Consider the following 26,204-nt stretch of genomic DNA (forward strand, 5'->3'; position numbering starts at 1 on the left):
CCGCTCCCCCTCCCGGCCACCCATCAGGATACCGTGTGGGTGGCCGGGAGGGGGAGCGGGCCGGAACCGCCCTTTTCAAGGAGAGCGGGATGGGAGCGGCGGCGATGCCGGCCGCGGCGGTCGCGAACGCGGCGGCTGCGACGGCGACCTATTTGCGGATCGGCGAGGCGCCCGATCCGGTGCTGCTACGTGCGAGCGGCACGGCGCTGGGGCTGGCGGAGGCGTTCTGCGGCCAGATGCTGGTGGCGCGTGAGTGCGAGGAGCGGTTGCAACCGCGCGCCGGGTGGCAGCGGCTGGCGGCGATGCCGGTGCGTGGGATCACCGGCGGCAGCGGGCTGGGGATGGACATCGATGCGGGCGGGGTCGGCTGGGTGAAGGTCGACGGCGGCGAGATGGTGGTGCGCTATTCAGCGGGACTTGCGGCGGCGTGGGAGGCGCTGCCCGAGGCGGTGATGCAGGGCGTGGTGCTGCTGGCGGCGCATCTGTTCGAGCGGCGCGATGGCGAGGCGATGCCGCCCGCGGCGGTGGCGGCGCTGTGGCGGCCGTATCGGCGGATGCGGCTGGGCGTGGAGGCGCGGGCATGAGCGCGGGGGCGGTGCTGCATGCGGCGGTGCTCGCGCATCTGAAAGCGACGTGCCGGGTGTTCGACGCGCCGACGGCGCGGGCGGCGATGCCGGTCGCGGTGCTGGGCGAGGCGGTGCTGGGCGCCAGCGATGCGGCGGGGGTGAACGGGCGGACCGGCACGATCGCGGTCGACTATGTCGACACGGGCGAAAGCCCGGCGCGGCTGCGCGCGCTGGTCGGCGCGGTCGAGACGGCGGCAGCGGGCGTGCCGCGGGGCTTGGGCGAGGGGTGGCAGCTGATGGGGCTGCGACTGACCAAGAGCCGCATCCAGCGCGGCAAGGGCGACCGCTGGGTGGCATCGAGCGAATTCGCGGTGCGGATGTACCGGGTTCAATAACAGGAGAATGGCGATGGCGGTGGAACGGGGCGGTGCGTTCCTGCTGAAGGTCGGCGATGGGGCGGCGACGCCGGCCTTCGCGACGGTGGCGGGGCTGCGCACGACGCAATTGAGCGTCAACGGCGAAGCGGTGGTGGTGACGACCAAGGATTCGGGCGGCTGGCGGCAGTTGCTGTCGGGCGCGGGCGTACGCAGCGTCAGCGTGAGCGGCGCGGGCGTGTTCACCGGATCGGCGGCGGAAACGCGGATCAAGGCGAGCGCGCTTGCCGGCACGATCGACGATTATCGGCTGAGCTTCGAGAGCGGCGAGAGCATGACCGGCCGGTTCCTGGTCACGCGGCTGGATTATGCGGGCGATTTCAATGGCGAGCGCTCCTACACGATCGCGTTGGAAAGCTCCGGCCCGGTGGTGGCGGCATGAGCGGGGCGAACGAAGCCCGCGGGGAATGCGCGGTGCGGGTCAACGGCTGCGACCTCGTGTTGCGACCGAGCTTTCAGGCTTTGGTCGCGGCGGAGGCGGAGCTGGGGCCATTGTTCGAACTCGTCGAGCGCGCGGCGGCGGGGAAGCTGGGGTTCGGCGAACTGGTGGCGCTGTTCTGGCACTGCCTGCGCGAGGTGCCGGAGGAGGTGACGCGCGAGGTGCTGGGCGAGGCGCTGGCGGCGCTGGGGCTCGCCAAGCTGACGCCGGTGCTGCGCGTGCTGCTGAGCCAGATCCTGGCCGGGCGATGAGCGAGTTTCGTGACTGTGCGGTGCGGCTGGCGGGCTTTGCCGGGGCGGCATTGGGCTGGCCGCCCGATGCCTTCTGGCGGGCGACGCCGGCCGAGCTGGCGGCGGTGGTGACGGCGGCGAGCGGCGGGGCCGGGGCGGCGGTGGCGCCGCCCGATGCCGCGACGATCGCGGCGATGCGGAGGGCCGATCCCGATGGATGAGGTGGAGCGGATGGCGGTGGGCGTGCGCGCCGACACCGCGGGCTTCGCGCGCGAGGTGGAAACGATGCGCGCGACGCTGGAGGACGAACTGGGCGCGGGTGCCGATCGGGCGGGGCAGTCGATCGAGCGGGCGCTGCTGCGCGCGGCGCGGACCGGCCAGTTCGGGTTCGACGACCTGAAGGCGACGGCGCTGGGCGTGCTGGCGGAGATCGCGCGGGCGGCGGTGCGCAGCGGTGTGCAGGCGGCGGGCGGGGGCGGGTCGTTAGGCGGGGCATTGGCCGGGTTGCTGGGTGGTCTGCCGGGGCGGGCGACCGGCGGGCCGGTGACGCCGGGGCGCGGCTATATCGTCGGCGAGCGTGGCCCTGAGCTGTTCGTGCCGACGGCGGCCGGGCGGGTAGAGGCGGCGGTTCCGGCGGCGGCGCGCGACGTGCGGGTGACGATCCATGTGCAGGCGGGGGCGGGGGAAGCGCCGGCGGCGCTGCAACGGTCGAGCCGGCAGGTGGCGCGCGCGGTGCGGGCGGCGTTGGAGGGGTAGGGGTTTTGAGGGCAGCATTCCTCGTCACCCCGGACGTGATCCGGGGTCCCGCTGTGGCGCGGGGCAGGCGAGAAGAAGCGGGACCCCGGCTCAAGGCCGGGGTGACGGAGGGGGGGCGGACCCTCGCCGCCCCGCCTCGCAATCGTGGAGAGACATCATGGCGCATTGGCTGTGTTCGCAGCGGGTGGAGCAGGAGGCGGGTGTCCTCAGCCGGTTCGATCCGCGGTTCTGGACGGTCAATTTTCCGCGGCCGATGATGGCGGCAGTGACCAATCCGGCGCCGGATGCGCTGCGGGTGGATGCGGTCTTCTATCGGCGGAGCGATCTGGCCGGACTGATCTGGGAAGCGGAGGATCGGTTCGACCATCCGCTGCTGCGGTACGAGACGGCGCGGGATTTTCGGGGCTGCCGGCTGCGGTTCCGCTGGCGGTCGGCAGGGGTGAAGCCGCTGGATGCGATCCGCGGGCCGACGCTGACGATCGAGGGGCGGGATGCCGCGGGCAAGGCGCGCGTGTGGCATGTGCGGCTGTGGAATTATGCGACCGGCAACCCGGAGGATGCCAGTGTCGAGATCGACTTTGCGAGCGTGGTCGGCGGCTTCGCCCTGCCGGCCGAGGCGGACCCGGTATGGGCGGGCGATGTCGACCGGATGTTCGTATCGCTGGTGGCGCGGGAGTTCGACGAGACCGACGCGCCGCTGGCCGCGGCGCAGGAGGGGTGGGTCGAGCTGACCGGCATCGCGTGCGAGGGGCCGGGGGCGGTGATCGGCATCGGCGAGGCAGTGCTGCCCGAGCACGGGTTCCAGATCGCAAGCGGCTATGACGACAGCTATCATCTGACGCCGGCGCGGCTGCTGCGCAATGCGCTGTATCTCGGCTATCGCGGGGCGATCACGCATTATGTGGGGATGAGCCATTATTTCCGGCTCGATGCGCTGTACGGCGGCTTTTATGTCGGGCTGACCGGCGGCGTGCTGAACGTGGCCTGTGCGGCGTGGCATCGCGACTTTGCGGCCCGCGCGAAGGCGCTGGGCTATGACGTCATCTGGTCGCTGAGCTACGAGCTGTTCGACGCGCATTGCTGGAACGACTGGAAGCAGCGCGCGGCCGACGGAGCGCCGGCGCTGACCGGGTGGGAGCCCCCGTCGACCTTGCTGTCCCCGTGCCATGACGGGGCAATGGGCTATCTGCGGCAGGTGGCGGCGGCCTTCGTCGGGATCGGGGTCGCGGGAGGATTGCGGCCGAAGTTCCAGATCGGCGAGCCCTGGTGGTGGACGATGCCGGACGGGCGACCGTGCCTGTACGACGCGGCGGCCGTGGCGGCGCTGACGCCGGTGGCGATCCCGAGCGTGCGCGGGACCATGGACGCAAGCCAGCGTGCGACGATGGATCGGGCGGGGGCGGCGCTGGCGGCGTCGACCGCGGCGCTGGCGGGATGGGTGAAGGCGGCGTTCCCGGAGACGCAGACTCTGCTGCTCACCTATCTGCCGACGGTGCTCGACCGCGCGGCGCCGGAATTGAAGCGCGCCAATATGCCGCTGGGCTGGGCGTATCCCGCCTTCGACGTGCTGCAGCTGGAGGATTACGACTGGGTGACCGAGGGCGATGCCGCCGCGACCGCGCGGGGCGTCGCGGCGGCGGAGGCGCGGCTCGGCTATCCGCGCGACCGGCAGCATTATCTGTCGGGCTTCGTGCTGCGCCCCGAGCAGGCGGCGCAATGGGCGCTGATCGAGACGGCGGGACAGGTGGCGCGGGCGCGCGGCGTCGCGTCGGTGGTGCTGTGGGCGCTGCCGCAGGTGATGCGCGACGGCTTCGTCCGCTTCGAGGGAGAGGGCGACATGCAGGACTATGACGACGTGCTGTTCCCGCTGGCGCTGGGGCGCGAGGCGGAGGTGGCGCCGGCCTTTTCCACCGCGATCCTGACCGCGGCGGGCGGCGCGGAGCAGCGCAGCGCGGGCTGGGCGGAGGCGCGGACCAGCTACGACGTCGGGCCGGGCATAAGTTCCGAGGCGGACATCGCGACATTGCTCGCCTTCTTCCGCGCGCGGATGGGGCCGGCGCGTGCATTCCGCTTGCGCGATCCGTTCGATGCGAGCGGCGTGGACGAGGCGATCGGGACGGGCGACGGCGCGACGAGGCGGTTCGAGCTGGTTCGTCATTACGGCGCATCGACGCGGCGGATCGTGCGGCCGGTGGCAGGGAGCGTGCGGATCAGCGTGGATGGCGCGGCGACGCAGGCCTTTGCGCTCGAGGCCGATGGCGTGGTGGTGCTCGACGCGGCGCCGGCCAAGGGTGCGGGGGTGCGGGCGAGCTTCACCTTCGACGTGATGGTGCGCTTTGCCGAGGATCGGCTGCGGGTGGCGCGGTCGACGTTCCTGGCGGGCGAGGCGGTGTCGGTGCCGCTGATCGAGGTGCGCGGGTGAGCGCGCTGTCGTGTATCGCGGCGTGCTGGCGGGTGGAGCGACGCGACGGGGTCGCGATCGGGCTGACGACGCATGATCGCGATCTGACCATCGACGGCCTGATCCACCGCGCCGCGCCGGGCATGGTGCCGTCGGCGATCGAGCGCTCCGCCGGGTTGGAGGCGGATACGATGGATATCGGCGGGGCGCTGACCAGCGCGGCGATCGGCGAGGCGGATCTGCTCGCCGGGCGCTGGGACGGGGCGCGGGTGCGGGTGTTCGCGGTGGACTGGGAGACGGGCGATCGGCTGGCCGAGCTGGGCGAGGGCCGGATCGGGGCGGTCGAGCTGACCGACCATGGCTTTACCGCGGAACTGGCGGGCGTGAGCGCGGCGCTGGCGCGTGCGGTGGTGGAGGAAACCTCCGCCGAATGCCGCGCCGACTTGGGCGATGCGCGCTGCCGCGTGGCCATGGCGGGGCGGCGGCGGTTTGCGCGGGTGGTGTCGGCGGTCGAGCGGGTGGTAACGCTGGACGGGAGCGAGCCGGTGGCGGGAGGCTATGCGGGCGGCGTGCTGCGCTGGTTCGGCGGCGGCAATGCGGGCCTGTCGCAGGGCATCGACGCGTCGGAGGGCACGACGGTGACGCTGCGCGCGGCGCCCGCCTTTGCGGTGGCGGCGGGTACGTTGGTCGAGGTCCTCGAGGGGTGCGACAAGAGCTTTGCGACCTGAGTGACGCGGTTCGGCAATGGCGCGAACTTTCGCGGTGAGCCGCATCTGCCGGGGATCGACCTGCTGACGCGCTACCCCGGTGGATGACGGCGCGGCGGATGCGGTCGCGGCGGCGGCGCTGGCGCTGGTCGGCGCGCGGTTCCGGTTGCACGGGCGGGATACGCCCCATGGGCTGGACTGTATCGGGGTGATTGCGGCGGCGTTGCGGGACGCCGGCTGGGAGGGGGAGGTGCCGAGCGGCTATCCGCTGCGCGGCGGTGATCCGGCGGTGGTGGCGGCGGGCTTCGATGCGGTGCTGGCACGTGGCGACGGAACGCGACCGGGCGACGTGCTGCTGTTCGCGGTGGGGCCGGGGCAGATCCATGGTGCGGTGAAGACGGCGGCAGGCTTCGTCCATGCCGATGCGGGATTGCGCCGCGTGGTCGAGCGGCCGGGGGCGGCGGACTGGCCGCTGATCGGGGCGTGGCGGTATATCGGGGGAGGGGCGGATGGCGACGCTGGTGCTGACGACGGTCGGGCGGGCGATCGGCGGGCCGATCGGGGGAGCTCTGGGTGCGCTGGCGGGGCAGGCGATCGCCGGGCGATTGTTCCGCGGCGCGGCGCGCGAGGGGCCGCGGCTGAGCGACCTGTCGGTGCAGACGTCGAGCTATGGCACGCCGATCCCGAAGCTGTTCGGGACGATCCGGATGGCGGGCACGGTGATCTGGTCGACCGATCTGATCGAGACGCGCACGACCAGCCGCAGCGGCAAGGGCCAGCCGGGAACCAACACCTATAGTTATAGCGTGTCGTTCGCCGTCGCGCTGTCGGCGCGGCCGATCCGCAGCGTCCGGCGGATCTGGGCGGAGGGGAAGCTGCTGCGCGGGGCGGCGGGCGACTGGAAGAGCGTGACGGGGTTTCGCCTGCATACCGGCGGCGAGGATCAGGCGGTCGATCCGCTGATCGCCTCCGCCCTGGGGGCGGTGCCGGCGTATCGCGGCATCGCTTATGCGGTGTTCGAGGGGATGCAGCTGGCCGATTACGGAAACCGCATCCCGTCATTGACCTTCGAGGTGGAGGCCGACGCGGCGCCGGTGGCGAGCGGGGCGGTCGCGGCAGCGCTGGCGGCGGAGGTACGCGGCGCGGATGGGGTGATGCTGGGTGGCTTTGCGGCGTCGGGCGCGAGCGTGCGCGGCGTGCTGGAGACGCTGGCGACGATCGATGGCGGCTGGTGGCGGGCCGATGGCGCGACGCTGGTGCGGAGCGATGCCGGCGGGGCGGCGGTGGCGATCGCCGATACCGGCAAGGAGCGCCGGCGCAGCGTCGCGGCGGCGGGCGGAACCGTGCGCGAGGTGGCGGTGGCGCATCATGACCCGGCGCGGGACTATCAGATCGGCGTGCAGCGCGTGCGGCGGCCGGGGGCGGGCCAGGCGGTCGACCGCGTCGATCTGCCGGCGGTGCTGGCAGCGGGCGAGGCGAAGCGCGTGGCGGCGGCGCTGCTGGCGCGGGCCGAAAGCGAGCGGACGCGGCGACGGGTGACGCTGGGTCGCGAAGGGCTGGAGATCGCACCGGGTGCGATCGTCACGATCGTCGGTGAGGCGGGGCGCTGGCGGGTGGCGCAGGCGACGATGGCGGGGCTGGCGACGACGCTGGACCTGGTGCCGCTGGCGCCGGCCGCGCTGCCGGTAAGGGCGAGCAGCGGCACGGTCGCGGGGGCGGCGGATGTGCGTATCGGGCGGACGCTGCTTGTGGCGGCGGAATGGCCCGGGCTGGAGGATGCGCCGCTGGCCCAGCCACGCGTGTCGATTCTGGCCTGTGGTGAGGGGGCGGGATGGCGGCAGGCGGCGCTGCTCTATAGCCTCGACGATGGCGCCAGCTGGACGGGCGCGGGCGGTACGGCGGCGCCGGCGACGATCGGGGTGATCGAGGGGGCGCCGGATGCGGCGTCTCCCTGGCTGATCGATACGCGCAGCCGGCTGATCGTAAGACTGATGCGGGCGAACATGGTGCTCAACGATGCCGACGCGACGCGGCTGGCGCAGGGTGGGAACCTCGCGCTGGTCGGCGACGAACTCATCCGGTTCGCGCTCGCCGAGCCGCTGGGTGCGGGGCGCTGGGCGTTGACCGGGCTGCGACGGGGCGTGCGGGGAACCGAGGCGGCGATCGGTACGCAGCGGCCGGGCGATCGCTTCGCGCTGATCGAACGCGATGCGGTGGCGGCGATTGATCTGCCGGTCACGGCGATCGGACGGCGCGTGCGGCTGATGGCGAGCGGGGTGGGCGATACTGCCGCGCCCGCCACTGCCGCGGTGATCGTGACCGGCCCGTCGGTGGCGCCGCCATCGCCGGTGCATCTGCGGCTGCTGCGGGACGCGGTGGGTGGGCGGCAGCTCGGCTGGATCCGACGCAGTCGGGCGGGGTGGACCTGGCGCGATGGGCTCGACGCGGCCGTGGGGGAAGAGAGCGAACGCTATCGCGTGACGATCGCGCGGCCGGATGGCGGCGTGCGCACCGTCGAGACGACGGTACCGACGCTGTCGATCGAGGTGGGCGATGCCGGTGCCGTCGTCACCGTCGTGCAACAGGGAACGCTCGCGGTCTCGCCGCCGGCGCATCTGACATTTTCCGATCTGGGAGCTTGATCGATGACCAGTCTGACGACGTCGCGATTCGCCCTGCCGCTGCTGGCGGCAGGGCAAGCGGACAAGGAGCTGACGCATAATGAGGCGCTGACGCTGATCAATATGCTGTTGCATCCGGTGGTGCAGGGGGTCGGGCTGGGGGCGCCGCCCTCGTCGCCGGGCGTCGGGCAATGCTGGGTCGTCGGGGCCAATCCGACCGGCGCGTGGGCGGGCCAGGCTAATCGACTGGCGGGCTGGAGCGAGGGGGGATGGCGCTTCGTCGACCCACAGGAGAACCTGATCGTATGGGACGTTTCGCAAGCGATACCAATCGCTTACAGGGGAGGTCTGTGGCAAGAAAGTGACGTACGCGGGGCGCGCCTGACGGTGGGCGGGCAGCAGGTCGTCGGATCCCGCAAGGGGGCGATCGGCGACCCGCAGGGCGGAGGCGTGATCGACGATGTCGCGCGGTCAACGCTGGTCGCGGTCCTTGGCGCGCTACGCGGCCACGGGCTGATCGGCACCAGCTGACCTGTGACATTGACGCAACAGTTCCGACCTTTTGTCGGCTTGCGTGGAAACCAACCCTCCGATAGTGAGTTTGCGCTGTCCGTAGTGACACTCAAGAAAGGGGACTTCTATGCGGAAGCTTGCCGTCGTTCTGGCACTGGCCTCCACCGCACTCGCCACTCCCGCCCTCGCCCGCGACAAGTCGTGGTACGTCGGCGTCGAAGGCGGTGCGATGATCGTCGAAGACATCAACTATGACATCGGCGCGTCGCGCAATGCGGCCACCGTCGATCACAACTATGGCTATGACGTCGACGGCGTGATCGGCTACGATTTCGGCGGGTTCCGCGTCGAAACCGAAGTCGGCTATCGCAGCGCGACCGTCGATGCGTACACCTCGACGCTGACCACGCCGATGTATACGTCGACCGGAGCGCTGACGAACATGCCCGCCGGCTCGTACAGCTATGCTGGAGGCCGCACCTCGGCACTCAGCTTCATGCTGAACGGCTTGCTCGACTTCGGTGACGATGACGGCATCCAGGGCTTCGTCGGCGGCGGTGTCGGTGTTGCTCGCGTCAAGGCGAACTACCAGCTGAACACCCGCGGTAATTTCGTCGACGATTCGGACACCGTGTTCGCATGGCAGGGCTTGGCGGGCGTGCGCGCTCCGCTGACCGACCACATCGACGCGACGCTGAAGTATCGCTTCTTCAACGCCGACAACGTCAAGCTGGTCGACGTGACCAACCGCACGTTCGACGGTCGCTTCCGTTCGCACAGCATCCTGGGCGGCATCACCTACAACTTCGGTTCGCCGACCCCGCCGCCGCCGCCGCCGCCGCCGCCTGCTCCGGAGCCGACTCCTGCTCCGCCGCCGCCGCCGGTCGAAGCGCCGGTCTGCTCGCCTGGTCCGTTCATCGTGTTCTTCGAATGGAACAAGTCGGACATCACCCCGGAAGCAGCGTCGATCCTCGACAACGCGGTCAGCCAGTACCAGAACTGCAACAACGCGCAGGTCATGGTTGCGGGTTACACCGACACGTCGGGTACGCCGAAGTACAACCTGGGTCTGTCGCAGCGTCGTGCCGACTCGGTCAAGGCGTACATGACCTCGCACGCCGTCCCGGCGGCGCAGATTTCGACCGAAGCGTTCGGCGAAACCCGTCTGCGTGTTCAGACCGCCGATGGCGTTCGCGAAGTGCAGAACCGTCGCGTCGAGATTACCTACGGTCCGGGCGCTGGTCAGTAAGACCAGTCCCACCGTTGGGATACGATCAGGGAGGTCGGCGCAAGCCGGCCTCCCTTTTCGTTTGCGGTTGATATGGTTCACCGCACGATGCGCAGTTGTGAAGGCGTCCGGACGGGTCGGTCCGACTTCTCGCAGAGAGTAACGCGCTGATAATCATAGGTTTAAAGCTCATCCGGTTGGGAGGGTGGCAATCGCGTCCTGTTCGGCTAGAGAGCGCGTGACCGGGGGATCACCCCTCACGACGAGGTATCGATGCGCATTACGATGATCGGTTCGGGCTATGTCGGCCTGGTGTCGGGCGCCTGCTTTGCCGATTTCGGGCATGAGGTGATCTGCGTCGACAAGGACGAGGGCAAGATCGCCGCGCTGAAGGCGGGGCGGATGCCGATCTACGAGCCGGGACTCGATACGCTGGTCGCGAGCAACGTAGCAGCGGGGCGGCTGACCTTCACCACCGATCTGGCATCGTCCGTGGCGGGCGCCGATGCGATCTTCATCGCGGTCGGCACACCCTCGCGCCGCGGCGATGGCCATGCCGACCTCAGCTACGTCTTTGCCGCGACCGAAGAGATCGCCGCGGCGGTGACCGGTCCGACCGTCGTCGTCACCAAGTCGACCGTGCCGGTCGGCACGGGCGACAAGGTGGAGGCGATCCTGCGGGAGAAGCGCCCCGAGGTCGACGTCCAGGTCGTTTCCAACCCCGAATTCCTGCGCGAAGGCGCCGCGATCGGCGACTTCAAGCGTCCCGACCGCATCGTCATCGGCACCGATGACGAGGGCGCACAGCGGGTGATGCGCGGCGTGTACCGCCCGCTCTACCTCAACGAATCGCCGATCCTGTTCGTCAGCCGCCGCACCAGCGAGCTGATCAAATATGCCGCCAACGCTTTCCTCGCGACCAAGATCACCTTCATCAACGAGATCGCCGATCTGTGCGAGGCGGTGGGGGCGGACGTGCAGGACGTCAGCCGCGGCATCGGGCTCGACAACCGCATCGGCAAGAAATTCCTGCATGCCGGCCCGGGCTATGGCGGTTCGTGCTTCCCCAAGGATACGCTGGCACTGCTCAAGACCGCCGAGGATTTCGAGAGCCCGATCCACATCGTCGAGGCGGTGGTGAAGGTGAACGACAGCCGCAAGCGCGCGATGGGCCGCAAGGTCCTGCACGCGCTGGGCGATGCGCCCAAGGGCAAGATGGTCGCGCTGCTGGGCCTCACCTTCAAGCCCAACACCGACGACATGCGCGACGCGCCCTCGATCGCGATCGCGCAGGCGCTGCTCGACGAGGGCGTGACGGTGCGGGCCTATGATCCCGAGGGCGTCGAGCCGGCGCGGCGGATGATGCCGGACCTCACCTATTGCAGCGATGCCTATGATGCGGCCGAGGGCGCTGACGCGGTGGTGATCGTCACCGAATGGGACGCGTTCCGCGCGCTCGACCTGACGCGGCTCAAGACGCTGATGGTCGCGCCGGTGCTCGTCGACCTGCGCAACGTCTACCGCCGCGAAGAGGTGGAAGCCGCCGGCTTCGCCTATACCGCCGTCGGGCGGTGAGCGTCAGGCGAGCGCCGGGGCGAGCCAGTCGGGGATCAGGGCATCGCCGAGGACCTCGACCCGGCGGTGTTCGATCATGAGGCCGAGGTCGGGATAGGTCGCACGCGTGCGATCGCCCGGCTCGGTCAAGGGCGCTATGACCAGGCGCCGGTTGACCTTGGCACGATGGTGCATCCGCGCGGTATTTTCCTGGCCGATGTAGCAGCCCTTGGTGAAGCTGACGCCGTGGAGTTCGCGCGCGTTGCATTCGAGCCAGAGCGTCTCGCCATTGCTGAGTTCGCCGACCCCTTCGGTCACGCCGAGCGACAGGCGGTGGGCATGCCACCCGTCGACCGGGTCCGAGGCGGGAGCGATCCAGCGTTGCCCTAGCGCGGGCAGGCGGGGATCGGCGACCCCTTCCGTCCCATCGCGCGACCAATGCACCGCCAGCGCGGTGTCGATTGCGATGCGGATCGGCCGGCGCAGGCGATAGAGAGTCAGCCGTCGGACGAGGGCGTCCGCCTGGGACGCTTCGACGTCGAGGAGCAGGTCGTCGCCATCGGCCCAGACGAAGAAATCGAACAGCGCCTTGCCCTGTGGCGTCAGCAGCGCCGACCAGACCGGCAAGGGGCCGGTGACGTCATTGGTGACGAGGCCCTGAAGGAACCCGCGCACATCCTCTCCGGACAGGCGGATGACGGCGCGATCGGCGAGCGTGGTGGCGTTCATACCTGTGCACCTAGGCTGTCGCCGCCATTTTCCAAGGTGGCCACACGGCGCCGACGACGGTAGGAGGGCGCATGACCGACCGCCTGACCATCCGCCGCCCCGACGACTGGCACGTTCACCTGCGCGATGGCGCGATGCTGACGCAGGTCGCACGGCACACCGCGCGACAATTCGGCCGTGCAATCGTGATGCCGAACCTGACCCCGCCGGTGACGAGCGTCGCCGCGGCAGAGGCCTATCGGCAGCGGATCCTGGCGGCGGTCGGCGACGGTGGCGGCTTTACGCCGCTGATGACCTGTTACCTGACCGACGGCATCGACGCCGCGGAGATTGCGGCGGGGCACGCGGCCGGCGTCTTCACCGCGTGTAAATTATACCCGGCCCATGCGACGACGAATTCGACGCATGGCGTCACCGATATTCGCGCGCTGGCCGATGTGCTGGAGACGATGCAGCGGATCGGCATGCCGCTGCTGATCCATGGCGAGGTGACGGACAAGTCGGTCGATATCTTCGATCGCGAGGCGGTGTTCATCGAGCGCGTGTTGATGCCGCTGATCCGCGACTATCCGGCGCTGAAGGTCGTGCTGGAGCATATCACCACCGCGGAAGCCGCTGCCTTCGTCGGAGAGGTCGATCATCCGATCGCCGCGACGATCACGCCGCAGCATATCCTGATCAACCGCAACGCAATGTTCGATGGCGGTCTGCGTCCCCATGCCTATTGCCTGCCGGTGCTGAAGCGCGAGGCGCATCGCTTGGCCGTGCGCCGCGCGGCGACGTCGGGCAGCCCGCGCTTCTTCCTGGGGACCGACAGCGCGCCGCACGTGGTCGGCGCCAAGGTGTCGAGCTGTGGCTGCGCGGGTATCTTCAATGCGCCCTTTGCGCTCGAAGCGTATCTGCAGGCCTTTGACGAGGACGGCGCGATCGATCGGTTCGAAGGCTTCGCGTCGGAACATGGCGCGCGTTTCTATGGCCTGCCGCTGAACGAGGGCACGGTGACGCTGGTTCGCGACACGGTGACGGTGCCCGAGCGGATCGGCGAGGGCGAGACGTCGGTCGTGCCCTTCCTGGCCGGCGACGCCGTCGGATGGCGGTTCGAAGGCTAAGCCCCCGAACCCGCCGGATCCGTCAGAAGGCGTCGTTGATCGAACAGGCTGCCGGGCCGAGGATGACGATGAACAGCGTCGGTAGGATGAACAGGATCAGCGGGATCGTCATGATCGCGGGCAGGCGCGCGGCCTTTTCCTCGGCGCGCATCATGCGTTCGTTGCGGAATTCCGCCGAGAGGACGCGGAGCGCCGAGGCGAGCGGCGTGCCGTATTTCTCGGTCTGGATCATCGTCGTGACCACGCCCTTGATGGCATCGAGCTCGACGCGCGTCGCGAGATTCTCGAATGCCTGACGCCGTTCGGTGAGGAAGCCCAGTTCGATCGCGGTCAGCGTGAATTCGTCGCCGAGCTCGGGATAGGCGCGGCCCAGTTCCTTCGCGACGCGATGGAAGGCGGCGTCGACCGTCAGGCCGGCTTCGGCGCAGATCACCAGCAGGTCGAGCGCATCGGGCAGCCCCTTGCGGATCGCATCGGTGCGCTTGGTGATGGCGTTCTTGAGGTAGATGTCGGGCGCTTTGTACGACAGCACCAGCGTCCCTGCGACCAGCGCATAGCGCTTGAGCGCCGACCAATCGTCGAAGGTCGCGGTGCCATAGACGATGAACGCCATGATCCCGCCGAATACGATCGGCAGCATCATGCGACCGAAGATGACGCCGACCGCCCAATCCTTCGACCGGATGCCGGCGCGCATCAGCTTGAGCTGCGCTTCCTTGACCTGGCTGTCCTGCAGCACCTTGAGCGACGACAGCATCGTGCGCATCAGGTCGGTGGTGTCGTTGCGCTGGATCAGCTTGGCGCGCCGCTTGGTGGAGGCGGTGATGCCCGCCTTCAGCTGTTCGCGCCGGTCGTTCAGCGACTTGACGCGCTTGCTCATCGGATCGCTGACCGTCGTAGCCGCGTAGATCGCGATCATCACCGCAAAGGCGGCGACGCCCGACAGGATCGTCGCGACCCACAGCACGTCGATACCCATTAGTGTCGGACCGGAAGCCTGCATGTCTCTACCCGTTCCCGCCGTCAGATTTCGAAGCTGACCATCTTGGCCATGATGAACACGCCGATTCCCATCCACAGCAGGCCGCCGAGGCCGGTGATGATGAGACGCGGGTCGACGAAGAAGTTCTGCATATAGCTGGTGTTGATGAACCAGATCATCGTGAAGACGATGAAGGGCAGCGAGCCGACGATATAGGCCGACGCCTTCGATTCCGACGACATCGCGCGGATCTTGAGCTTCATCTGGCCGCGCTGACGCAGCACGGTCGCGAGATTGGCGAGCGTTTCGGCAAGGTTGCCGCCGGTTTCGCGCTGGATCGCGATGGTGATGACGAAGAACTGGAATTCGGGCGTGCCGAGCCGATCCGCGGTGTCCTGCAACGCCGCGTCCATCGACTTGCCGATCTTCATCTTGTCGGCGACCATGCGGAATTCCTCGCCGACGGGGCCTTCCACTTCGTTGCCGACGACCTGGATCGTCTCGCTGACGGGCAAGCCTGAGCGCAGGCCGCGGACGAGCAATTCGATCGCGTCGGGGAATTTGGCGGTGAATTTCGCGATACGGCGCTTGATGAACTGGCCGACGAGCCAATGCGGTATGCCTGCGCCGACCGCGAGGCCGAACAGGAGCGCGAGCAGCACCGGCGCGCCCTTCAGACACAATAAAGCGGTCATGGCGGCGACCAGCCCGGCGCTGACCATGCCATATTGGCCGACCGTCCAGTCGTGGCCGGTCATCGCCAGCCGCTTGGCAAGCTGTTCGGGGTTGGGCAGCAGGCGGCCGAAGGCTATGTCGGACCGTGTCTGTTCGCGCCCCGCCGCGATCCGCCGCATCTGCGCATCGGCGACGACGCCGCTGTCGCCGTGTCGTTCGCGCATCGCGGCGATGCGCCGCGCCTGCGCGCGTTGCGGCGAGGGGCCGGCGAACACGAACACGACCATGCCCAGCGCGATCGACGCGCCCAGACCCAGCATCACAAGGGGGAACAGATCCATCGCGGCGCCCTTGCCCGACGTTATTTCTTGCTGCGCTTCGACAGCATCGCCGACATGCCGCCGAGCAGGGACTTGCTCTTGGGCTTGCCGGTGCCGCCGTCATCGTCGCCCACGACCATGTCGTCGGCGGCGTTGAGCACATGGCGGGTCAGCGCGATGATCGGTGCGATCGTGCGGGAGTTCTTGCCGGCCTCGGCCAGCGGCTTGCCGAGCTTGGCCGCCTGTGCCGCGAGCTTCTGGTCGAACGGGATCAGGAAATCGATCTTGCGTTCGATCGACCCTTCGAAATCCTTGCGGCTGATTTCGAGCTGACCGGCGGCGTGGACGCGATTGGCGACGACGGTCACCTGCGTCTGCGGCGCATTGGCCTTCAGCCAGGACAGCAGCCGGATCGTGTCGCGCGCGGCGGCGAGCGTCAGCTCCGTCACCACGACCATCGACTGCGTGTCGCGGATGAGGTGGGGGTAGAGAATCAGCATGCTGCGCGGCAGATCGACCACGGTCGCTTCGAACGCGGCGCGCATCTCTTCCTGCAACTGGAGGAAGGCGGTGCCGTCGGTCATGAGCGGCGTGTTGATCGGCGCTTCGGCGGACAGAACCGCGAGCTTTTCGCTGGCCTTCACCATCGCGCGTTCGATGAACAGGCCGTCGATGCGGCTGGGATTTTCGATCGCGTCGGTGAGGCCGCGGCCGGGTTCGAGGTCGAGCGTCAGCGCGCCGGTGCCGAAATGCACGTCGAGGTCGAGCAGCGCGGTCGTTCGCTTTTCCTTGTCGCTGACCAGCCACGCGAGCGAGGTCGCGATCGTCGACGCACCGACGCCTCCGCGCGTGCCGATCACGGCGATCGCGCTGTGCGGCCGGTCCAGGCTCGCCTCGATCGGCTTGGGAGCGTTGAGCATCGCATGGGCGTGGCCCAGCGATTCGCGCAGCGCATCGGGCTGCAAGGGCTTGAGCAGATAGTCCTGGATGCCGCTCGCGATCAGATCGCGATACAGGCGCACGTCGTTCACCTGACCGGCGGCGATCACCACCGTGCCGGGCTCGCACACTTCGGCCAGCGCGTTGATATCGTTGAGCGGATCGCCCGATTCGGCGAGGTCGACGAACAGGATCTGCGGGCTTGCCGAGACCGATAGCGACTGCACCGCGTTGCGCAGGCCGCCCTTGTAGACCTTGTCGATCGACCAGCCCATGTCGCCCGCGATCGGGCGCAGCGCTTCGGCGCTGGCATCGTCGCAGACATAAGCGGCGAAGGGATCGCGGCTGACGATGCCGGCCGGTTTCCACGGCGCGTTCATATCAATTGCCCCCCTTGGCGCTGACCTGCTCCAGCGCGCCTGCGCCGGTCGCCGGTTTCTTGCGATAGGCATCGATCGCCTTGGTGGTGAGCACCGGATCGCTGATCGGATCGTGGTCGACGCCGCGGACCAGATCGCCCGGACGGGCGACCATGGCGGCCAAGTTGGTGTTCACCGCACAGCCGAAGTTCGACGAGGTATTGGCGTCGAATTCGTGCGACGCGTCGCGGCTCCAGTCGGGGCAGCCCGGGACGCGGGCGTGCATGCGGCTGACCACGACGCGGACCGTTCCGGGCGTGACCGGGGCGGCGGTGACGGGGTGATCGTCCGACAGCAGCAGGCCATAGCTGGCGACCACGGCGGCGACCTCGTCGCGCGCCGCGACCGGCATCGGGCCGCCGGCATCGATGCCGACGCGATCGCCGAAGCCCAGATGCATGGTGTTCATCCAGTCCGACAGGCGGCGCGCTTCACTGGGGGCGAGCCGCCCGCCCGCGGTGGCGACGTCGAGCGCATAGTCCTGCCGGGAGACGACGGGCTGATGCACCGAGGTCATGCCCGGATTCTGCGTGCCCATGCAGCCGCCGAGCAGCAAGGCCGGCGCGGCGAGCGTCGCGCGCAGCGTGGCAGGGAGGATCGAACGCTTGGTCATCGCAGCCATGTCCTTGGAACAAGCCATCAGTTGGAAAAGCCGGGGACGGGCGCAGCGCCGGCCCTGCGCACGGTCGCGCGCGGATCGGCGGTGGTGCGCGAACCAGGGGCGGGCGTTCCGCCGACCGGCACCGCCGCGGCGGCTCCGATCGTCGGCGACACCGCCATCGGCGATCCCGGCACCATCACCGGCCCCGGCCGCGGGCCGCCCGGCGTGCCGGACAATTGCCCGAGCAGCAGCCGCTCGGCATCGGTCGGTGCCCGATAGCCGTCGGTCGGCATCGCGATCTGCGACAGGCTGTTCACCGGCTTCACCAGATACGGCGTGATGATGATGACCAGTTCGGTCTCGTTGCGCTGAAAGCCGTTCGACCGGAACAACGAGCCGATGATCGGCAGATCGCCGAGGAACGGCGTTTTCTGGATCGTGTTGTTGTGGCCGTTCTGCAGCAGGCCGCCGATCATCATGCTCTGGCCCGATCCCAGTTCCAGCGTCGTTTCGACGCGGCGGGTGGTGAGGCCGGGCACGCGCGTGCCGTTGAGCTGAACGGCATTGGCGTAATCGAGCTGCGACACTTCGGGCCGGACGCGCAGAGAGATGCGCCCGTCCGACAGCACCGTGGGCGTATAGGCCAGGCTGACGCCATATTGCTTATATTCGACCGAGGTCGTGCCGAAGCCGCCCGCGACCGGCACCGGCACTTCGCCGCCCGCGAGGAAGGTCGCGGTCTCGCCGGACAGAGCGGTGAGGTTCGGGTTGGCGAGCGTCGTCACCTGACCTGTCGTTTCGCCCAGATCGAGGGCGCCGATCACGTCGATGCCGAAGAGCTTGCTGGCGAGGCCCAGCGTCGCACTGTTCGCAGCCTGGGTGATGACGCTGCTATTAGGGGCGGGGGTGGTGAACCCCGTCCCCAGCGGGCCGCTCGGCGCGAAGGTAGTGCTGGCGCCGCGTCCCTGCGCCAGGCCGAATTTGAAGCCGCTGGTGCCGTCATTGGTCTGCCAGTTGACGCCGACGTTCTTGATGAAGTTACGGCTGACCTCCGCCACGCGGACCTGCAGGTTGATCTGCAGCGGTGTGGCGGTGCGCAGGCGCGAGAGCACCTTGGTCGTATCGCCGACATAGGCCTGGACGAGGCGTTCCGCCTCGGCGGCATCACCGGGCCCGGCAACCGTGCCGGTGAGCAGGACCAGGCCGTTCATCGGCGTCGCGGTCAGCTGCGCATCGGGCATCGCCAGGCGCAGCATCGTGCCGATCGAATCGAGGTTGTGGCCGACGCGGACCGTGGTCGCATAGACGACCGCGCCGCCCTTGGCGGTGGCGGAGATCGTCGTCTCGCCGGTCTTCTTGCCGTAGATATAGAGCTGGGTCGGCGAGCGGACCTGCACGTCGGCGATGGTTTCGTCGGCGACGAACACGTCGCTCATCGCGCGGGGCAGCGTCACCAGCCGGCCGCGGCCGGTGTTGACCTGCACGATCGACGATCCGGCCACGCTGGCGCCGCCGGCGGGCAGGCGCGCATCGGCGCTGCCGCCGAGGGTGCCGGCCGCGAGCACGAGGCCCAGCGCCAGTCCGAGCGATGCCGTGCGCGTCGGCGCGGTGCGCCGGCGTGCGTCGGCAGATACGGTGGTGCGCATCTTAATTCTTCCCCCCGACCGGAACGACGGTCACGTTATTGCCGCGCGCAACGCGCACGACGGGTCCCATGGCGACGGCGGTGCCCGCCGCTGCCGCACCCGGCATTCCTGCACCCGGCAGGGCCACGCCCTGGACCGGTGCGGGGCCATTGCCCTTGCCGGTCGGCACCGTGCTGCGCTGGTAGCGCGACACATCGGCGCCAGTGGCAAAGCTGGAGCTGCCGCTCTGCGGTTGGGCGGCGACGCGCAGCATCATCGCCTTTTCGCCCTTCGCATCACCCGGCACCTTCACTGCGCCATTGGCGATCGCTTCTTCGAGTTCACTGGGATTGTCGGCCAGTGCGCGCAGCGACAGCGACAGTTCGCCGATCGTGCGGGCGACGGCGACCTGCTCGGCCATCTTGGGCGTCGCCTCCAGCGTCACGGTGGAATAGGTGCTGACCTTGGTCTTGCCGTCCTCGCCCACGACATTGTCGGTGCGCTGGTCGGTGGCGAGCACGCGGACGTTGCGCATGATCGTTTCAGACACCTTGAGCGGCGGGCCGTCGCCACCGCCCGCGACGGTCTGCGTCAGGACCAGGTCGATCCGGTCGCCCGGAAAGACGAAGCCCGCGACCGCAGCCTGATTCGACACGGAGACGGTAACCGCCCGCATGCCGGGGCCGAGCGCCGCTGCCAGAAAGCCGCGATCCCCCGGCGAGACGAGCGCGCCCTTGGTGAGCGGCTGGCCTGCGGTGATCGCGTTGCGCACGACCGTGCCTTGCAGCTTGGTAATGTCCGTCGTCGGCTTCAGATAATACGCGCCGTCAACCAGTTCCTTGGGCCAGGGCTGAAACTTCAGCGCCGTCGCATCGAGGATGGTGCCGACGGGCAGTGCGCGCGTCGCGACCAGCACTTCGGGGCCGCTGACCGGCGGCGGTGGCGGCGTGGTGCCCATGGCAGCCGCCTGCGGTGCCGCGGACCCGGCGATGAGCGTGCGAGCGAAGAATGCCGTAATGCCGGCCACGAACAGCGCGCCCACCAGCAAAACGATCTTGCGACTATCCATGTCTCATCGGGCCTTTCAGGTCGCCGGTGGTTGATCCGACGGTAATCATTGCAGCGGAGTGGTTAAGATCGGGTTTGCGCCACGTGGGCCGCGGCCGGCACAGGACCGTCGATCGGCAGGATCGCCGGCAGCACCAGCAGCGCGGCGGCCGCGATGGCGACGCCATACGGCACTTCGATCGTGCCGAAGGCGCGGCGGCGGCGCTGGTCGATCATCATCAGCACGGTGATCGCGCCGCCCAGCACCGCCATCACCATCAGCATGTCGACGAGGCTGCCGAGCGGCAGCCACAGCGAGATGGCGGCAATCATCTTGACGTCGCCGCCGCCCATCCAGCCGGCGGCAAACGCGCCGACGAACACCCCGAAGACGATCGCGGCGACGAGCAACTGCACGCCGACGTCGGTGCAGCCCAACCCCAGGGCCCACCACCACAAGGGTGCGAGCAGTGCGATCGCCGCATTCTTGCCATTGGCGATCTCGCGGGTGCGCGCATCCTCGATTCCCGCCGCCAGCAGCAGCGCGGCCAGGACCACGGCGAGTCCGATGATCGCGAAAGCGTTCCATCCCATCACGCGATCACTGGTAGACGGCATGGCTTGCCAAACCGTAACCATGATGGCGATGACCCCGATTTGCATGACTCCATCGGCATGACCGCTGCCAGCACGACCGTATCCCCCGATCCCGATGCGCTGCGCCGCGACTGGCCTGCGGATGCGCGCCTGTCCGAATGGGTGGCGCCCGACGGCTGGCGCCATCGGCGGTTCGACTGGACGCATCCCGCCCCACGCGGACGCATATTGGTGCAGGGCGGGCGTGCCGACATCATCGAGAAATTCGTCGAGACGATGGGGTGGCTGCATGATCGCGGTTGGTCGGTGACCGCGTTCGACTGGCGCGGGCAGGGTGGGTCGGGTCGGCTGTGCGCCGATCCGCACGTCGGCCATGCCGCGAGCTTTGCGCCCTGGGTCGAGGACCTCGGCCATTTCTGGCGCGCATGGCGGGCGGACGCGGATACGCCGGTGGCGCTGCTCGGCCATTCGATGGGCGGGCATCTGGTGTTGCGGGCGCTGATCGAGGGGCGGGTCGACCCCGACGCGGCGGTGCTGGTCGCGCCGATGGTCGGCATCCGATCGCCGATCGGCAACCGGCTGGGCGCGCTGCTGGCGCGAGCGCTGGCACGGCTCGATCCGACGCGGGCGGCGTGGAAGGTGCGTGGCGATGCGGCCTCCGCGGGACATCGCGAGCGGCTGCTGACGCATTCGGGCGAACGCTATGCGGACGAGGCCTATTGGTATGCGCGCGATCCGGCGCTGCGGCTGGGGCCGCCGAGCTGGGGCTGGGTGGCCGAGGCATTCGCGTCGGGCGCACGGTTGCAGGCCGATCCCCGGCTCGCTACGCTGACGACGCCGATCCTGATGCTCGTCGCCGACGAGGATGGTCTGGTCGATCCCGCCGCCGCGGTGCGGCTCGCCGGGCGGCTGCCCGATGTCGAGCTGGTGCGGTTCGGGCCCGAATCGGCGCATGAGATCCTGCGCGAGGCAGATGGGGTGCGGCTGCGGGCCTATCGCCTGATCGATGCCTTCCTCGCCAAACGGCTGGTGGCATGATCCATGACATTGCCATCGTCGGTGCAGGTATCGCCGGCGCGAGCCTTGCCGCGGCGATCGGGCGCGATGCCCGCGTGCTGCTGCTCGAGGCGGAGGATCAGCCTGGATACCATGCGACGGGTCGGTCGGCGGCGTTCTGGTCGGAAACCTATGGCGGGCCGGGCATCCAGCCGCTGACCAGCGCGTCGGAGGCGGGCTTGCGCGCGCATGACGCGCTGACGCCGCTGGGGTCGCTGCATATCGGGCGCGCCGCGGATGCGGGCGCGATCGACGCGCTGCTCGCCGCCTTCGCCGATACGCCGGTCCGGCTGGCGCGGGTCGATCCGCGCGAGTACGTGCCGGGGCTGCGTGCCGACTGGACGCTGGGCGTGATCGAACCGAGCTGCGCGTATATCGACGTCGCCGCCCTGCACCTTGCGTACCTTGGTATCGTCCGGCGGATGGGCGGCGAGATCGTGACGCGGGCCGGACTGATCGCGGCCCATCGCACGGACGGCGTGTGGACGATCGAGACGGCGGCCGGCCCATATCGTGCCCGCATATTGGTGAATGCGGCAGGAGCGTGGGCGGATGCAGTGGCGGCGCGGGCGGGCGCTCGGCCGCTCGGCATTGCCCCCTATCGCCGGACGATGGTGCAGCTGCGCACCGATCCCGCCGCACCGTCGGCGATGCCGCACGTCAAGGATATCGGCGGGCGCTTCTACTTCAAGCCGGAGGCGGGCGGGCGGCTGTGGCTGACCCCGCACGACGAGACGCCGACTGACCCAAGTGACGCCGCGGCCGACGAGATGGACGTCGCCATCGCGATCGAACGGTTCGAGGGCGTTGTCGACTGGCGCGTCGATGCGGTCGAGCGGCGCTGGGCGGGGCTGCGCAGCTTCGCACCCGACCGTTTGCCGGTGTATGGCTTCGATCGCGACGTACCCGGCTTTTTCTGGTGCGCCGGCCAGGGCGGCTTCGGCATCCAGACCGCGCCCGCAGCGGCTTCGCTGGCGGCGAGCCTGTTGCTGGGGCGCAGCCTGCCCGACTGGCTGGTGGGCGTAGACCCTGAGCGGTACGCGCCGACGCGCTTCTAGCGGGGCCGATTCTTTGCTATGGCCCTGCGCATCGTATCAGCGGGAGTGTCGTCGTGGCGCACAGGTTCGTGATCGAGAAGAACAAGGCGGGCGAGTTCGTCGCCAAGTTCAAGTTCAACAACGAATTGATCTGGTGGACCGAGGGCTATGAAAGCCGTGCCTCGGCGCGCAACGCGATCGCCTCGATCCTGAAGAACGGTCCGGCCGCCGAGGTGCTGGAGGACTGACGGCCAGCCTGTTGCCGTCGCCCCGGCTCTGCGGTCGGGGTGGCGGGCGATATGGCGTCAGCTTGCCGGGCGGCTCGCTGCCAAAGCGGCATCGCTCGCGAGCTTGTCGACGCGTTCGTTGTCGGGGTGGCCGGCGTGGCCCTTCACCCACACCCACTCGATCTCGTGCTTCTGCGTTTCGGCGAACAGCGCCTGCCACAGTTCGGCATTCTTCACCGGCTTCTTGTCGGCGGTGCGCCAGCCGTTCTTGCGCCAGCCGTGAATCCAGCGGGTCAGGCCGTCCATCACATATTTGCTGTCGGTCGACAGGCGGATGCGGCACGGGCGGGTGAGGACGCGCAACGCCTCGATCACGGCGGTCAGCTCCATGCGATTGTTCGTGGTGAGCGTCTCGCCGCCCGACAGCTCCTTTTCGTGGGTGCCGAAGCGCAGCAGCGCGCCCCAGCCGCCGGGGCCCGGATTGCCCTTGCACGCGCCATCGGTGGCGATCTCGACGAGTTGCGGTTCGGTCATGCGAAAGCCTCCGGATGCGCGTCATACCAGTCGAGGCGGCGCAGATAAGCGAGTGGGTCCTTGCGCGTCACCAGCGCATCGGCCGGGGTGTTGAGCCAGTCCCACGCGCGGGTCAGCAGGAACCGGATGCACGCGCCCTTGGCCAGTACGGGCAGCGCGGCGCGCTCGTCGGCAGACAGGCCGAATGCCGCGTCGTAACCGGCGAGCACCGCGGAGCCGACGCCATCGAGCGGTGCACCGTTGGAATCGAAGGCCCAGGAGGTGTGCATCACCGCGACGTCATAGGCGCGGATGTCGTTGCAGGCGAAATAGAAATCGATGAGTCCGGTAACCTGGTCGCCCAGCATCAGCACATTGTCGGGAAACAGGTCGGCATGGATGACGCTGGTCGCGAGGTCGCGGGGCCAGGCGGTCTCGACCTCCGCGAGCGCGGTGTCGATGCGGGCGTGGAGGCCGGGGGCGATCGCGTCGAGGTCGCGGCCGCAGCGGTCGAGCAACGGCCGCCAGTCGGCGACCCCCAGCGTATTGCGCCGCTGCCCGGCGAAGTCGGCGACCGCGCCGTGCATCCGGCCGAGCGCGGCGCCAGCGGTGACCGCCTGTTGCGGCGTGGGGCGCGAGAGCGAGATGCCGGTTAGGAAGCGGATCAGGCAGGCGGGGCGGCCTTCCAGCGTCTGGATCGCGACGCCCTCACGGTCGGTGAGCGCCGGCGGCACCGGCAGACCGCGCGCGGCGAGGTGATCGAGCAGGGCGAGGAAGAAGGGCAGGTCGCCTGCGTCGACGCGCTTTTCGTACAGGGTCAGGATGAAGCGCGAGGTGGTCGTGTCGACGAGGTAGTTGCTGTTCTCTACCCCCTCGGCGATGCCCTTGGCAGAAACGAGGTCGCCGACGTCATCGTAGCGGCGCAGGAAGGCGTCGAGGGACTCGGCGGAAACCTGCGTGTAGACGGCCATGGGCTTTCCGATCCTTCTTCAACGCCACCCCGGGCCTGACCCAGGTTCCGCTTGAACACGGTGCGGATCGAAGAAGCGGGACCCCGGGTCAAGCCCGGGGTGACGATTCGACGGGGGTGCCGGCAGCTAGGCAGCCGCTTCCAGCCCCCGGGGCAGCTTGAAGGCGATCGTCTCGCGCGTCGTCTCTTCCTCGCGCTCGGTGACGTCGTAACGGGTGGCGAGCAGGTCGACGAGTTCGCGCACGAGCTGTTCGGGCGCCGATGCGCCGGCGGTGATTCCGAGCGTGCCGACGCCGTCGAGGAACGACCAGTCGAGGTCGGCGGCGCGCTGGATCAGACGCGCGGGGATGCCCTCACGCTCCGCCACTTCGACGAGGCGAACGGAATTGGACGAATTGGGCGCGCCGATCACGAGCATCGCATCGCACTGGCCGGCGATCGCCTTCACCGCCGCCTGACGGTTCGAGGTCGCATAGCAGATGTCCTCGCCACGCGGCGCCTGCATCAGCGGGAAGCGGCGCTGCAGCGTCGCCACGACCGCGGCGGTATCGTCGACCGACAGCGTCGTCTGCGTCAGGAACGCGAGGTTGGCGGGATCGGGCGGCGTGAAGGCTTCGGCGTCCGCGACCGTTTCGATCAGCGACATTGCGCCTTCGGGCACCTGACCGAACGTGCCGATCACCTCCGGGTGGCCGGCATGGCCGATGAAGACGATATGGCGGCCGGAATCGACCAGCCGTTCGGCCTGGCGATGCACCTTCGACACCAACGGGCAGGTCGCGTCGAGATAGGACAGGCCACGATCTTCGGCGGCGGCAGGCACCGATTTGGGTACGCCATGCGCGGAGAAGACGACGGGCACGCCGTCGGGCACCTGGTCCAGTTCCTCGACGAAGATCGCGCCCTTCGCCTTCAACGTGTCGACGACGAACTTGTTATGGACGATCTCGTGCCGGACATAGACGGGCGCGCCGTGCTTTTCGATCGCGAGTTCGACGATGCGGATCGCGCGGTCGACCCCGGCGCAGAAGCCGCGCGGCGCGGCGATCAGCAGGTCGAGCGGAAGCCGGGCGGTGCCGGCGGCGGCGTCTGCGGGGATGGAGGCCATGTCCTGCCGCTTACGCGATTGCTTGCGCGCGCGAAAGGCGGTTCCTATGGTGCGCGCCGCAACGCCGGCCCCGTGCCGGCGCTGGTCCTGCTCGTTCGACAAAGGTACGCGTCCTCGTGAAAACCCCGGCAATCGGCCTTTGCGCCCTCGCGTTGATCCTGTCCGGTTGCGCGGGCAAGGGCGAGATCGTGGAAGGCGGCATCACCGCCGTGCGTTCGGCCTGCCCGACGGTGGGCGTCGCGGCGGGCACGGGCGACATCACACTGTTCGATCCGGCGACCAGCCGCGACGAGAATGCGATCGACGTCGTCGCGAACATGACGCACGTCCGCGGCACCTGCGCGGACGTGGGCGACGACATCAACACGACGATCACCTTCGACGTGCTCGCCCGTCGCGCTCGCGCCGATGCGGCGCGCGACGTGACGCTGCCCTATTATATCGCGATCGTGCGCGGCGGCACCGCGGTGACCGCGAAGCGTAAGGGAACGGTGACGGTGCATTTCGACGCCGGCCAGACCCGCGCGCAGGCGAGCGGCACGGCATCGACCACGATCGGCCGCGCCGCGGCGACGCTGCCGGAATCGGTGCGCGAGGAGCTCACCAAGAAGCGCAAGGCGGGCGACGAGGATGCCGCCGTCGATCCGCTGACCAAGCCCGAAGTGCGCAGCGCCGTGCTGCGCGCGACGTTCGAGGCGCTCGTCGGCTTCCAGCTGACCGACGACCAGCTGAAGTATAACGCGCAGCGGTAAGAGGGCGGGGCGGTTACACCTTACCGTCGTCACCCCCGGACGTGTTCCG

27 protein-coding genes and 1 pseudogene are annotated in these 26,204 nt (G+C 69.2%); 17 read left to right on the forward strand and 11 right to left on the reverse strand.

The features are described from left to right. The first annotated feature begins 89 nt into the window (after window positions 1–89). The 12 genes and pseudogenes from ACGVWT_RS13195 to ACGVWT_RS13250 all read left to right on the forward strand — a co-directional run bounded on the left by ACGVWT_RS13195 (window position 90) and on the right by ACGVWT_RS13250 (window position 11,470). Entirely contained in the window at window positions 90–584 is a 495-nt protein-coding gene (locus tag ACGVWT_RS13195) for a hypothetical protein (RefSeq protein WP_315460675.1), read from the forward strand. Further along, entirely contained in the window at window positions 581–961 is a 381-nt protein-coding gene (locus ACGVWT_RS13200) for a DUF3168 domain-containing protein (protein ID WP_315460674.1), read from the forward strand. The genes ACGVWT_RS13195 and ACGVWT_RS13200 overlap by 4 nt, the downstream gene beginning before the upstream one ends. 13 nt (window positions 962–974) lie before the next feature. After that, window positions 975–1,382 carry a phage major tail protein, TP901-1 family gene (locus ACGVWT_RS13205; RefSeq protein WP_315460673.1) on the forward strand — a complete coding sequence of 136 codons (408 nt, stop codon included), beginning with the start codon at window positions 975–977 and terminating at the stop codon, window positions 1,380–1,382. Continuing rightward, window positions 1,379–1,690, forward strand: a complete 312-nt coding sequence (locus tag ACGVWT_RS13210) for a gene transfer agent family protein (protein WP_315460672.1) — start codon at window positions 1,379–1,381, stop codon at window positions 1,688–1,690. The genes ACGVWT_RS13205 and ACGVWT_RS13210 overlap by 4 nt, the downstream gene beginning before the upstream one ends. After that, the gene (locus ACGVWT_RS13215; RefSeq protein WP_315460671.1) at window positions 1,687–1,890 is read left to right on the forward strand and encodes a phage tail assembly chaperone; all 204 of its coding nucleotides are present in this window, start codon (window positions 1,687–1,689) and stop codon (window positions 1,888–1,890) included. The genes ACGVWT_RS13210 and ACGVWT_RS13215 overlap by 4 nt, the downstream gene beginning before the upstream one ends. Then, the gene (locus ACGVWT_RS13220) at window positions 1,883–2,425 is read left to right on the forward strand and encodes a tail tape measure protein (RefSeq protein ID WP_315460670.1); all 543 of its coding nucleotides are present in this window, start codon (window positions 1,883–1,885) and stop codon (window positions 2,423–2,425) included. The genes ACGVWT_RS13215 and ACGVWT_RS13220 overlap by 8 nt, the downstream gene beginning before the upstream one ends. A gap of 157 nt (window positions 2,426–2,582) precedes the next feature. Continuing rightward, window positions 2,583–4,847 carry a DUF2460 domain-containing protein gene (locus ACGVWT_RS13225; protein ID WP_315460669.1) on the forward strand — a complete coding sequence of 755 codons (2,265 nt, stop codon included), beginning with the start codon at window positions 2,583–2,585 and terminating at the stop codon, window positions 4,845–4,847. Next, a pseudogene (locus tag ACGVWT_RS13230) lies at window positions 4,844–5,641 on the forward strand (DUF2163 domain-containing protein). Before ACGVWT_RS13225 ends, ACGVWT_RS13230 begins: the two are co-directional and overlap by 4 nt. A 401-nt stretch (window positions 5,642–6,042) precedes the next feature. Further along, complete coding sequence (locus tag ACGVWT_RS13235) at window positions 6,043–8,175, forward strand: phage tail protein (RefSeq protein ID WP_315460667.1); 2,133 nt, start codon at window positions 6,043–6,045, stop codon at window positions 8,173–8,175. Between the two features lie 3 nt (window positions 8,176–8,178). Continuing rightward, the gene (locus ACGVWT_RS13240; protein ID WP_315460666.1) at window positions 8,179–8,685 is read left to right on the forward strand and encodes a DUF2793 domain-containing protein; all 507 of its coding nucleotides are present in this window, start codon (window positions 8,179–8,181) and stop codon (window positions 8,683–8,685) included. 109 nt (window positions 8,686–8,794) lie between these two features. Beyond that, on the forward strand, window positions 8,795–9,916 hold the full coding sequence (locus ACGVWT_RS13245) for an OmpA family protein (RefSeq protein ID WP_315460665.1): 1,122 nt from the start codon (window positions 8,795–8,797) through the stop codon (window positions 9,914–9,916). 252 nt (window positions 9,917–10,168) lie between these two features. Beyond that, the gene (locus ACGVWT_RS13250; protein WP_315460664.1) at window positions 10,169–11,470 is read left to right on the forward strand and encodes a UDP-glucose/GDP-mannose dehydrogenase family protein; all 1,302 of its coding nucleotides are present in this window, start codon (window positions 10,169–10,171) and stop codon (window positions 11,468–11,470) included. 3 nt (window positions 11,471–11,473) lie between these two features. On the opposite strand, the gene ACGVWT_RS13255 is transcribed toward ACGVWT_RS13250, so the two are convergent. Then, a complete protein-coding gene (locus ACGVWT_RS13255; RefSeq protein WP_315460663.1) occupies window positions 11,474–12,178 on the reverse strand; it encodes a folate-binding protein YgfZ in 705 nt (234 codons plus the stop codon). A gap of 71 nt (window positions 12,179–12,249) precedes the next feature. Here ACGVWT_RS13255 and pyrC point away from each other — a divergent pair, with 71 nt between their 5' ends. Continuing rightward, window positions 12,250–13,287, forward strand: coding sequence for a dihydroorotase (pyrC, locus tag ACGVWT_RS13260; protein WP_315460662.1), 1,038 nt, complete (start codon window positions 12,250–12,252; stop codon window positions 13,285–13,287). A gap of 22 nt (window positions 13,288–13,309) precedes the next feature. On the opposite strand, the gene ACGVWT_RS13265 is transcribed toward pyrC, so the two are convergent. The 7 genes from ACGVWT_RS13265 to ACGVWT_RS13295 all read right to left on the reverse strand — a co-directional run bounded on the left by ACGVWT_RS13265 (window position 13,310) and on the right by ACGVWT_RS13295 (window position 20,489). Then, entirely contained in the window at window positions 13,310–14,290 is a 981-nt protein-coding gene (locus ACGVWT_RS13265; RefSeq protein ID WP_165800833.1) for a type II secretion system F family protein, read from the reverse strand. 20 nt (window positions 14,291–14,310) lie between these two features. Continuing rightward, window positions 14,311–15,285, reverse strand: coding sequence for a type II secretion system F family protein (locus ACGVWT_RS13270; protein ID WP_315460661.1), 975 nt, complete (start codon window positions 15,283–15,285; stop codon window positions 14,311–14,313). Window positions 15,286–15,305: 20 nt separating this feature from the next. Then, on the reverse strand, window positions 15,306–16,583 hold the full coding sequence (locus tag ACGVWT_RS13275) for a pilus assembly protein CpaE (protein ID WP_315460660.1): 1,278 nt from the start codon (window positions 16,581–16,583) through the stop codon (window positions 15,306–15,308). A gap of 1 nt (window position 16,584) precedes the next feature. Continuing rightward, window positions 16,585–17,244: a CpaD family pilus assembly protein gene (locus tag ACGVWT_RS13280; RefSeq protein WP_394426740.1), complete on the reverse strand. Its 660-nt coding sequence runs from the start codon at window positions 17,242–17,244 to the stop codon at window positions 16,585–16,587. A 17-nt stretch (window positions 17,245–17,261) separates the two neighbouring features. Continuing rightward, the gene (locus ACGVWT_RS13285; RefSeq protein ID WP_315460658.1) at window positions 17,262–18,869 is read right to left on the reverse strand and encodes a type II and III secretion system protein family protein; all 1,608 of its coding nucleotides are present in this window, start codon (window positions 18,867–18,869) and stop codon (window positions 17,262–17,264) included. A gap of 1 nt (window position 18,870) precedes the next feature. Continuing rightward, window positions 18,871–19,917, reverse strand: a complete 1,047-nt coding sequence (gene cpaB / locus ACGVWT_RS13290; RefSeq protein ID WP_315460657.1) for a Flp pilus assembly protein CpaB — start codon at window positions 19,915–19,917, stop codon at window positions 18,871–18,873. Window positions 19,918–19,979: 62 nt separating this feature from the next. Continuing rightward, window positions 19,980–20,489 (reverse strand): prepilin peptidase, encoded by a 510-nt coding sequence (locus ACGVWT_RS13295; protein WP_315461015.1) that lies wholly within the window; start codon window positions 20,487–20,489, stop codon window positions 19,980–19,982. A gap of 81 nt (window positions 20,490–20,570) precedes the next feature. Here ACGVWT_RS13295 and ACGVWT_RS13300 point away from each other — a divergent pair, with 81 nt between their 5' ends. Genes ACGVWT_RS13300 through ACGVWT_RS13310 form a run of 3 tightly spaced genes read left to right on the forward strand, consistent with a single transcriptional unit; the run spans window position 20,571 to window position 22,833 of the window. Beyond that, the gene (locus ACGVWT_RS13300) at window positions 20,571–21,530 is read left to right on the forward strand and encodes an alpha/beta fold hydrolase (protein WP_315460656.1); all 960 of its coding nucleotides are present in this window, start codon (window positions 20,571–20,573) and stop codon (window positions 21,528–21,530) included. Then, window positions 21,527–22,606 (forward strand): FAD-binding oxidoreductase, encoded by a 1,080-nt coding sequence (locus tag ACGVWT_RS13305; RefSeq protein WP_315460655.1) that lies wholly within the window; start codon window positions 21,527–21,529, stop codon window positions 22,604–22,606. The genes ACGVWT_RS13300 and ACGVWT_RS13305 overlap by 4 nt, the downstream gene beginning before the upstream one ends. 53 nt (window positions 22,607–22,659) lie before the next feature. Further along, complete coding sequence (locus tag ACGVWT_RS13310; protein WP_315460654.1) at window positions 22,660–22,833, forward strand: DUF1508 domain-containing protein; 174 nt, start codon at window positions 22,660–22,662, stop codon at window positions 22,831–22,833. 57 nt (window positions 22,834–22,890) lie between these two features. On the opposite strand, the gene rnhA is transcribed toward ACGVWT_RS13310, so the two are convergent. The 3 genes from rnhA to ispH form a co-directional block, all read right to left on the reverse strand. Then, window positions 22,891–23,346 carry a ribonuclease HI gene (rnhA, locus tag ACGVWT_RS13315; protein ID WP_315460653.1) on the reverse strand — a complete coding sequence of 152 codons (456 nt, stop codon included), beginning with the start codon at window positions 23,344–23,346 and terminating at the stop codon, window positions 22,891–22,893. Beyond that, entirely contained in the window at window positions 23,343–24,296 is a 954-nt protein-coding gene (thrB, locus tag ACGVWT_RS13320) for a homoserine kinase (RefSeq protein WP_315460652.1), read from the reverse strand. Before thrB ends, rnhA begins: the two co-directional genes overlap by 4 nt. Before the next feature lie 126 nt (window positions 24,297–24,422). After that, the gene (ispH, locus tag ACGVWT_RS13325; RefSeq protein ID WP_315460651.1) at window positions 24,423–25,403 is read right to left on the reverse strand and encodes a 4-hydroxy-3-methylbut-2-enyl diphosphate reductase; all 981 of its coding nucleotides are present in this window, start codon (window positions 25,401–25,403) and stop codon (window positions 24,423–24,425) included. Between the two features lie 152 nt (window positions 25,404–25,555). Here ispH and ACGVWT_RS13330 point away from each other — a divergent pair, with 152 nt between their 5' ends. Beyond that, entirely contained in the window at window positions 25,556–26,155 is a 600-nt protein-coding gene (locus ACGVWT_RS13330) for a hypothetical protein (RefSeq protein WP_116460515.1), read from the forward strand. The last annotated feature ends 49 nt before the right edge of the window (window positions 26,156–26,204 follow it).

The organism is Sphingomonas sp. S6, from assembly GCF_043498045.1.
Classification (GTDB): domain Bacteria; phylum Pseudomonadota; class Alphaproteobacteria; order Sphingomonadales; family Sphingomonadaceae; genus Sphingomonas.

Bases quoted from the DNA above. Each gene is read 5' to 3' on its own strand.
- ispH (WP_315460651.1), bottom strand. From the start codon at position 25,403: ATGGCCTCCATCCCCGCAGACGCCGCCGCCGGCACCGCCCGGCTTCCG.
- ACGVWT_RS13220 (WP_315460670.1), top strand. From the start codon at position 1,883: ATGGATGAGGTGGAGCGGATGGCGGTGGGCGTGCGCGCCGACACCGCG.
- ACGVWT_RS13215 (WP_315460671.1), top strand. From the start codon at position 1,687: ATGAGCGAGTTTCGTGACTGTGCGGTGCGGCTGGCGGGCTTTGCCGGG.
- rnhA (WP_315460653.1), bottom strand. From the start codon at position 23,346: ATGACCGAACCGCAACTCGTCGAGATCGCCACCGATGGCGCGTGCAAG.
- ACGVWT_RS13205 (WP_315460673.1), top strand. From the start codon at position 975: ATGGCGGTGGAACGGGGCGGTGCGTTCCTGCTGAAGGTCGGCGATGGG.
- ACGVWT_RS13280 (WP_394426740.1), bottom strand. From the start codon at position 17,244: ATGGCTGCGATGACCAAGCGTTCGATCCTCCCTGCCACGCTGCGCGCG.
- ACGVWT_RS13265 (WP_165800833.1), bottom strand. From the start codon at position 14,290: ATGCAGGCTTCCGGTCCGACACTAATGGGTATCGACGTGCTGTGGGTC.
- ACGVWT_RS13200 (WP_315460674.1), top strand. From the start codon at position 581: ATGAGCGCGGGGGCGGTGCTGCATGCGGCGGTGCTCGCGCATCTGAAA.
- thrB (WP_315460652.1), bottom strand. From the start codon at position 24,296: ATGGCCGTCTACACGCAGGTTTCCGCCGAGTCCCTCGACGCCTTCCTG.
- ACGVWT_RS13250 (WP_315460664.1), top strand. From the start codon at position 10,169: ATGCGCATTACGATGATCGGTTCGGGCTATGTCGGCCTGGTGTCGGGC.
- ACGVWT_RS13195 (WP_315460675.1), top strand. From the start codon at position 90: ATGGGAGCGGCGGCGATGCCGGCCGCGGCGGTCGCGAACGCGGCGGCT.
- ACGVWT_RS13275 (WP_315460660.1), bottom strand. From the start codon at position 16,583: ATGAACGCGCCGTGGAAACCGGCCGGCATCGTCAGCCGCGATCCCTTC.
- ACGVWT_RS13210 (WP_315460672.1), top strand. From the start codon at position 1,379: ATGAGCGGGGCGAACGAAGCCCGCGGGGAATGCGCGGTGCGGGTCAAC.
- ACGVWT_RS13300 (WP_315460656.1), top strand. From the start codon at position 20,571: ATGACCGCTGCCAGCACGACCGTATCCCCCGATCCCGATGCGCTGCGC.
- ACGVWT_RS13295 (WP_315461015.1), bottom strand. From the start codon at position 20,489: ATGGGATGGAACGCTTTCGCGATCATCGGACTCGCCGTGGTCCTGGCC.
- ACGVWT_RS13255 (WP_315460663.1), bottom strand. From the start codon at position 12,178: ATGAACGCCACCACGCTCGCCGATCGCGCCGTCATCCGCCTGTCCGGA.
- cpaB (WP_315460657.1), bottom strand. From the start codon at position 19,917: ATGGATAGTCGCAAGATCGTTTTGCTGGTGGGCGCGCTGTTCGTGGCC.
- ACGVWT_RS13245 (WP_315460665.1), top strand. From the start codon at position 8,795: ATGCGGAAGCTTGCCGTCGTTCTGGCACTGGCCTCCACCGCACTCGCC.
- ACGVWT_RS13270 (WP_315460661.1), bottom strand. From the start codon at position 15,285: ATGGATCTGTTCCCCCTTGTGATGCTGGGTCTGGGCGCGTCGATCGCG.
- pyrC (WP_315460662.1), top strand. From the start codon at position 12,250: ATGACCGACCGCCTGACCATCCGCCGCCCCGACGACTGGCACGTTCAC.
- ACGVWT_RS13240 (WP_315460666.1), top strand. From the start codon at position 8,179: ATGACCAGTCTGACGACGTCGCGATTCGCCCTGCCGCTGCTGGCGGCA.
- ACGVWT_RS13305 (WP_315460655.1), top strand. From the start codon at position 21,527: ATGATCCATGACATTGCCATCGTCGGTGCAGGTATCGCCGGCGCGAGC.
- ACGVWT_RS13285 (WP_315460658.1), bottom strand. From the start codon at position 18,869: ATGCGCACCACCGTATCTGCCGACGCACGCCGGCGCACCGCGCCGACG.
- ACGVWT_RS13235 (WP_315460667.1), top strand. From the start codon at position 6,043: ATGGCGACGCTGGTGCTGACGACGGTCGGGCGGGCGATCGGCGGGCCG.
- ACGVWT_RS13225 (WP_315460669.1), top strand. From the start codon at position 2,583: ATGGCGCATTGGCTGTGTTCGCAGCGGGTGGAGCAGGAGGCGGGTGTC.